Below are 5,981 nucleotides of genomic sequence, written 5' to 3'. Positions count from 1 at the left end.
CGAGACATCCTGTCTCGGTGGCGCACGGCGCACATCCATGTGCGCCGCCCTTCGGGTGTCCGTGTGCTAACGCGAGTTACAGGCGCCGCAGCGCTGGATGAACTGCGCGGCTTCAGGCTTGAGTCAACACCAAAGTCAAAGCCAAAAGCTAAACCGGAAACCGGAAACGGAAAAACTGCCGCCAAAACAGACGTGAAGCTCGATACACACAACGACAAAACCCCGCATGAAAGCGGGGCCTGCCGGAACCCATCGAAACTCAACGCGCCGCGTCCAACGCCAGATTGAGCTTGAGCACATTCACGCGCTCCATGCCGAGCACACCGAACTGCGGCGCCTCGGTGTTGGCCGCGATCAAGGACTCGACCTGAGCCACGCTGAGACCGCGCGCCTTGGCCACGCGCGCGGCCTGGATCTGCGCCGCGCGCGGGGACAGGTGCGGGTCCAGGCCGCCGCCGGACTGGGTGGACAGTTCGGCGGGGACGTCGGCGATGGCAATGCCTTCACGCTGCGCGATCGCCGCGGTGTCCTCGGCGATGCGCTTGCGCAGGTCGGGATTGCTGCGCGCCTGATTGCTGCCGGACGCGGCCGTCGGGTCGTACTTGGCCGCCGATGGACGCGGCTGGAAATACTTCGCGTCGGCGAACGGCTGCGCGATCAGTTCCGAGCCGACCGCGTGGCCGTCGTGTTGGACGATCGAACCGACGGCTTGCGCCGGAAACGCGAGCCGGCCCAGTGCGGTGCCGGCGAGCGAATAGAGCAGGCCGAAGCCGAGCAGGGAGACCGCGGCGAACAGCAATGAGGCGCGTACCGAAACGCGATCGTCGAGGTTGAGCGATTGAGTGGCTTGGGTGGTCATTGAAGTGTCCTGTTAGGTCGGTGCGGGCGGGGTGGCCCTCACCCAACCCTCTCCCGCGCGCGGGAGAGGGCTTTGATCACGCGGAAGTGTTAGAAAATCGCGACCAGCGCCATGTCGATCAGCTTGATCGCGACGAACGGCAGCAGCACGCCGCCCAGGCCGTAGACCAGCATGTTCCGGCGCAGCAGCGCGACCGCGGTGGCGGGCTTGAAGCGCACGCCGGCCAGCGCCAGCGGGATCAGCGCGGGGATGATCAGGGCGTTGAAGATCAACGCCGCGAGCACCGCGTTGCTCGGGCTCGACAGGTGCATGACGTTGAGCGCGGCCATTTGCGGAATCGCCGCGGCGAACAGCGCCGGCAGGATCGCGAAGTACTTCGACACGTCGTTGGCGAGCGAGAACGTGGTCAGCGCACCGCGGGTGATCAGTTGTTGCTTGCCGACCTCGACCACCGCCAGCAACTTGGCCGGATCGGAATCCAGATCGACCATGTTGCCGGCTTCCTTGGCCGCTTGCGTACCCGAATTCATCGCCAGACCGACGTCGGCCTGGGCCAGCGCCGGGGCGTCGTTGGTGCCGTCGCCGACCATCGCCACGAGGCGGCCGCCGGCCTGTTCGGCGCGGATACGCGCGAGTTTGTCTTCCGGCCGCGCTTCGGCGATGTAGTCGTCGACGCCGGCTTCGGCCGCGATCGCCGCTGCGGTCAGCGGGTTGTCGCCGGTGATCATCACCGTGCGCACGCCCATCGCCCGCAGTCGCGCGAAGCGTTCCTTGACGCCGTGCTTGACCACGTCCGACAACTCGATCACGCCGAGCACATGGCGGCCCTCGGCCACCACCAACGGGGTGGCGCCGTTGCGTGCGACCTGTTCGATGCGCGCATTGAGTTCGGGCAGCACTTCGCCGCCGAGCGCGCGCACGTACTGGCTGATCGCATCGCCCGAGCCCTTGCGGATGGCACGCGCGCCGCCGGGATAGTCGGCCGGCAGGTCGACGCCGGACATGCGCGTCTGCGCGGTGAACTGCAGATAGTCGGCGCGTTCGGGTTCCGGCGTGGTGCTGTGCTGTTCGCGCGCCAGGCGCACGATCGACTTGCCTTCGGGCGTGGGATCGGCGAGCGATGACAGCAGCGCGGCATCGCGCAACTGCGAATGGTCGACACCGGCGATCGGATGGAACGCGGTCGCCTGACGGTCGCCGAAGGTGATGGTGCCGGTCTTGTCGAGCAGCAGCACGTCGACGTCGCCGGCCACTTCGACCGCCTTGCCGGATTTCGCCAGCACGTTCGCCGACAGCGCGCGGTTCATGCCGGCGATGCCGATCGCCGGCAACAGGCCGCCGATGGTGGTCGGGATCAGACAGACCAGCAGCGCGATCAGCAGCAGCGGATCGAGCTTGGCGCCGACGAAACCGGCGAACAGCGGCAAGGTCGCGACCACGATCAGGAAGGTCAGGGTCATCGCCGCGAGCAGCATGGTCAGGGCGATTTCGTTCGGCGTCTTCTGCCGGTTGGCGCCTTCGACCAGGGCGATCATGCGATCGAGGAAGCTGTGGCCGGGTTCGGCGCTGACTTCGATCACGATCTCGTCGGACAACACCTTGGTGCCGCCGATCACGCCGGAGCGGTCGGTGCCCGCTTCGCGCAGCACCGGCGCGGATTCGCCGGTGACCGCCGACTCGTTGATCGTGGACATGCCCTTGACGATTTCGCCGTCGGCCGGGATCAACTCGTTGGCCGAGACGATCACCCGGTCGCCGGGCTTGAGCGTCGATGCCTGCACCCGGGTTTCGTTCTTACCGACCGTGTCGAGCTTGCGCGCGACCAGGTCGCGCCGCGCCGCGCGCAACGAAGCGGCCTGACCGCGGCCGCGCGCTTCGGCGACCGCTTCGGCGAAGTTGGCGAACAGCACGGTGATCAAAAGAATCACAGTGACCGCGATACCGAACACGGCATTGCCGGGGACGAAGATCGTGATCAGCGCTGCCAGCACCGTGCCGAGCAGGACGATGGCCATGATCGGGCTGCGCAGCGCATGCCGCGGCGACAGCTTGACGAAAGATTCGAGCATCGCCGCGCGCAGGCCGGCGGCGTCGAGGCCGGCCATTGCGGTGTTGCGGCGTTGCACTCCGAGATGAGTTTGTTCGGTCACGTGGGCGTACCTCAGAGAGCGGGGCTGCTGAGCGCCGGGGCGGCGCTCGCAGACAGCGTCAGGTGATCGGCGATCGGGCCGAGCACCAGCGCGGGCATGAATTGCAGGACGGTCAGGATCACGATCACCGCGATCAAGGTCATGGCGAAGGTCGGCGTTTCGGTGTGCAGGGTGCCGGCGCTTTCCGGCGCGACGCGCTTGCGCGCGAGCAGGCCGGCGACCGCGAGCGGAATCAGCAACGCCGGGTAGCGGCCCAATGCGAGCACCGCGGCGCAGCTCAGGTTCCACCAGTAGGTCGCATCGCCGAGGCCTTCAAAACCCGAACCGTTGTTGGCGAACGCCGAGGTGTACTCGTAGAACACCTGGCTGATGCCGTGGAAGCCGGGATTGGAATTGCCGGTGATCGAGGGAAGCGCCAAGGTGATCGCGCTGAAGCCGAGCACCACCAGCGGTTGCAGCAGGATCAGCAGCGCCAGCAATCGCACCTCGGGCGCTTCGATCTTGCGGCCGAACAATTCCGGCGTGCGTCCGGTCATCAGCCCGGCCAGGAACACCGACAGCAGCAGATACACCAGGAATTGCTGCAGGCCGCAGCCGATGCCGCCCCAGATCGCGTTGATCAGCATGTTGACCATCGCCATCGCGCCGGTCAGCGGCGCCAGCGAATCGTGCATGCCGTTGACCGAGCCGTTGCTGCTTTGAGTGGTCAGCGCAGTCCACAACGCCGTGTCGCTGGCACCGAAGCGGGTTTCCTTGCCTTCCATCAACGCCGCATCGGTGCGGGTGGACGAATACGCTTCCGAGCCCACGGTCAGGCCGGTCGACAGCACCGACATCAACAGCATGCTGCCGAACACCAGCGCGGTGAGTTTGCGCCGGCCGGTGAACGGGCCGACCATGAAGGTCACCGCGACCGGAATCAGGATCAGCGCGAGGGTTTCGAGCAGGTTCGCGAACGGGGTCGGGTTTTCCAGCGGTACTGCGCTGTTCGGGCCGTACCAGCCGCCGCCGTTGGTGCCCAGTTGTTTGGCCGCGACCATGGCCGCGACCGGGCCGATCGGAATCTTCTGTTCCTTCATCTCGACGCTGTGGTCGAGCGGCGTGGCGCTGACCGCGCCTTGCAAGGTCGAAGGCACGCCCTGCGAGGTCAGCAGCACCGCCCACACCAGGCACAGCGGCAGCATGAAGCGCAAGGTGGCGCGGGTGACGTCGACCCAGTAATTGCCCAGGTCCCGCGGCGCGCCTTCGGCTTGAACGTCGGCGTCGCCGGTATGCGCCAACGCCTGACGACCGCCGAACAAACCGCGCAGGGTCGCGACCACGATCGCCAGACCCATCATCGGCGTCACCACCTGCAGACCGACGATGCCGACCATCTGCGACAGATAGCTCAGCTGCGCCTGGCCGGAGTAATGCTGCTGGTTGGTGTTGGTGAGGAACGACACCATGGTGTGCAGCGCGGTGTCCCAGCGCATGTTGGGGATGGCGTCGGGATTGAACGGCAGCCAGGCCTGGGTCATGAACAACACCCAGACCAATACCGCGAGCACGAGGTTGCTGAGCGCGAACGCCAGCGTGTAACCGCGCCAGCTCATGCCGCGCGCGGGGTCGACGCCGAGCACGCGATAGATCGCGCCTTCGACCGGCGCGAACACCGCGTCCAGGCGCGAGCGATCGCCGCGCATGACCCGCGCCAGGTACAGGCCGAGCGGCCATCCCAGGCCGACGGCGAGCGCGAATACGAGAAAGATTTCGATCATGGTGAAGCACCGGGCGGTGAGAGATCCGCGTCGGCGCGTCCGGCGCCGTTACGGATCGCGCGGCGAAGAGAGGTTCGTCGCCGCGCTGGGGAAGTTGGTGCGGATCGTTCCGTGGTCCGCGGTGCGGCTGCGCGGACTAGAAGTCCTCGGGGCGCAGCACGACGTAGAGCAGGTAGGCGGCGGCCACCAGGACCGAGATCGCGCACACCAATGAAAGCCAGCCGGGCATGGTCGTTACTCCTGTCAGAAGGACGCCTGCACGGCCGCTTCGATGCGCGAGCCGGCAAGCGAGTCGCCGAAGATCCGCTCGGCGTTGTGATCGGTGGCGTGCGCGCTCAGGCGCAGTTCGAACGGCGCTTTGACCGCCCAGATCGCGCTGAGCTGACCGTGGCTGTAGCTGCGGTCGTAGACGTCGTCGAGAAAGTAGTGGCCGAGCGCGGCTTCGAAACGCAGCGCATCGTTGACCGGGAAGCGCGCGCCGATCTGCGAGTAGATGCCGCGATCCTTGCTGCCCAGCGCTTCGTTCGAATAGCCCAGCGACAACCAGTAGTTGTCGCGATAAGTCACGGTGCCGTTGAGCTCGGTCCAGTTCAGATCGGTGGTCGTGGACGGATAGCGGTAATGCAGGACGTTGACGTCCAGCGCCCAGTTCTCGGCGATCTTGCCGGCCCAGCCGACGGTGAAGTCGAGTTCGCTGCTGGCGTGGGTTTCAGGGGCGAACTCAACGTTCGAGCCCCAGATCGAGCCGTAGAAGCCGTTGCCGGCGGCGGCCTTGAAGCCGACCTGCACGGCCGGATCGCCCTGGGTCTGCGAGCTGCCGCGCCAGACGTAATCGCTGGTCAGCGCGGCCGAGCCGGTGAAGCTCGCGCCGGTGGATTCGGCCGCGTGCGCGCGGGTGCCCAGCGCGAGCAGGCCGATGCCGGCGCAGACCGCCAGGACCAGCGGAAGGGTGGCCTCGCGGCTGCGGAACAGGTGATGCGACGACGACATGTGAGGTATCCGGGAATAGGCAACGAGGCCGGTCTGGCCACGGGGTCATTCTCGGAACATGGGGCGTAAAGTCGCTATTTCGTGCGGGCGGTCACGGCGTAAATTTGTCGTAAACAATCGGCGTCGCGGCGTAAATCGCGTCCGTCAGGAAGTGCTCTGCTTTTTTTGCCGGCCCCGCGCAGTTCATCCAGCGCTGCGAGGCCACTGACTCGCGTTAGCAAC

Annotated in this window: 6 protein-coding genes; 1 reads left to right on the top strand and 5 read right to left on the bottom strand. The window is 66.5% G+C overall.

From position 1 onward, the window contains the following. Positions 1-288: hypothetical protein (locus ASD86_RS27700; RefSeq protein WP_235567685.1), on the top strand; the 288-nt coding region annotated here is incomplete at its 5' end. Here the strand turns inward: ASD86_RS27700 and kdpC are convergent. The 5 genes from kdpC to ASD86_RS06710 form a co-directional block, all read right to left on the bottom strand. Next, positions 260-859, bottom strand: a complete 600-nt coding sequence (gene kdpC, locus ASD86_RS06730; protein WP_056108535.1) for a potassium-transporting ATPase subunit KdpC — start codon at positions 857-859, stop codon at positions 260-262. The genes ASD86_RS27700 and kdpC overlap by 29 nt on opposite strands. An 89-nt stretch (positions 860-948) precedes the next feature. Continuing rightward, positions 949-2,964: a potassium-transporting ATPase subunit KdpB gene (gene kdpB, locus ASD86_RS06725; protein ID WP_056108532.1), complete on the bottom strand. Its 2,016-nt coding sequence runs from the start codon at positions 2,962-2,964 to the stop codon at positions 949-951. Between the two features lie 56 nt (positions 2,965-3,020). Then, on the bottom strand, positions 3,021-4,769 hold the full coding sequence (kdpA, locus tag ASD86_RS06720; protein WP_056108529.1) for a potassium-transporting ATPase subunit KdpA: 1,749 nt from the start codon (positions 4,767-4,769) through the stop codon (positions 3,021-3,023). Between the two features lie 136 nt (positions 4,770-4,905). Further along, positions 4,906-4,998 (bottom strand): potassium-transporting ATPase subunit F, encoded by a 93-nt coding sequence (locus ASD86_RS06715; protein ID WP_036115829.1) that lies wholly within the window; start codon positions 4,996-4,998, stop codon positions 4,906-4,908. Positions 4,999-5,012: 14 nt separating this feature from the next. Further along, a complete protein-coding gene (locus tag ASD86_RS06710; protein WP_082578122.1) occupies positions 5,013-5,759 on the bottom strand; it encodes a TorF family putative porin in 747 nt (248 codons plus the stop codon). Positions 5,760-5,981: the final 222 nt, after the last annotated feature.

Origin of the sequence: Lysobacter sp. Root690, from assembly GCF_001427785.1 — a bacterium.
Taxonomy (GTDB): domain Bacteria; phylum Pseudomonadota; class Gammaproteobacteria; order Xanthomonadales; family Xanthomonadaceae; genus Lysobacter.
The sequence above is the reverse complement of the archived record's forward strand: the minus strand, read 5'-3'. Positions and strand labels throughout refer to the sequence as shown.

Excerpts from the sequence above, each read along its gene's own strand:
- ASD86_RS06715 (WP_036115829.1), bottom strand. The coding sequence starts at position 4,998 with ATGCCCGGCTGGCTTTCATTGGTGTGCGCGATCTCGGTCCTGGTGGCC.
- kdpB (WP_056108532.1), bottom strand. The coding sequence starts at position 2,964 with ATGGCCGGCCTCGACGCCGCCGGCCTGCGCGCGGCGATGCTCGAATCT.
- kdpA (WP_056108529.1), bottom strand. The coding sequence starts at position 4,769 with ATGATCGAAATCTTTCTCGTATTCGCGCTCGCCGTCGGCCTGGGATGG.
- kdpC (WP_056108535.1), bottom strand. The coding sequence starts at position 859 with ATGACCACCCAAGCCACTCAATCGCTCAACCTCGACGATCGCGTTTCG.
- ASD86_RS06710 (WP_082578122.1), bottom strand. The coding sequence starts at position 5,759 with ATGTCGTCGTCGCATCACCTGTTCCGCAGCCGCGAGGCCACCCTTCCG.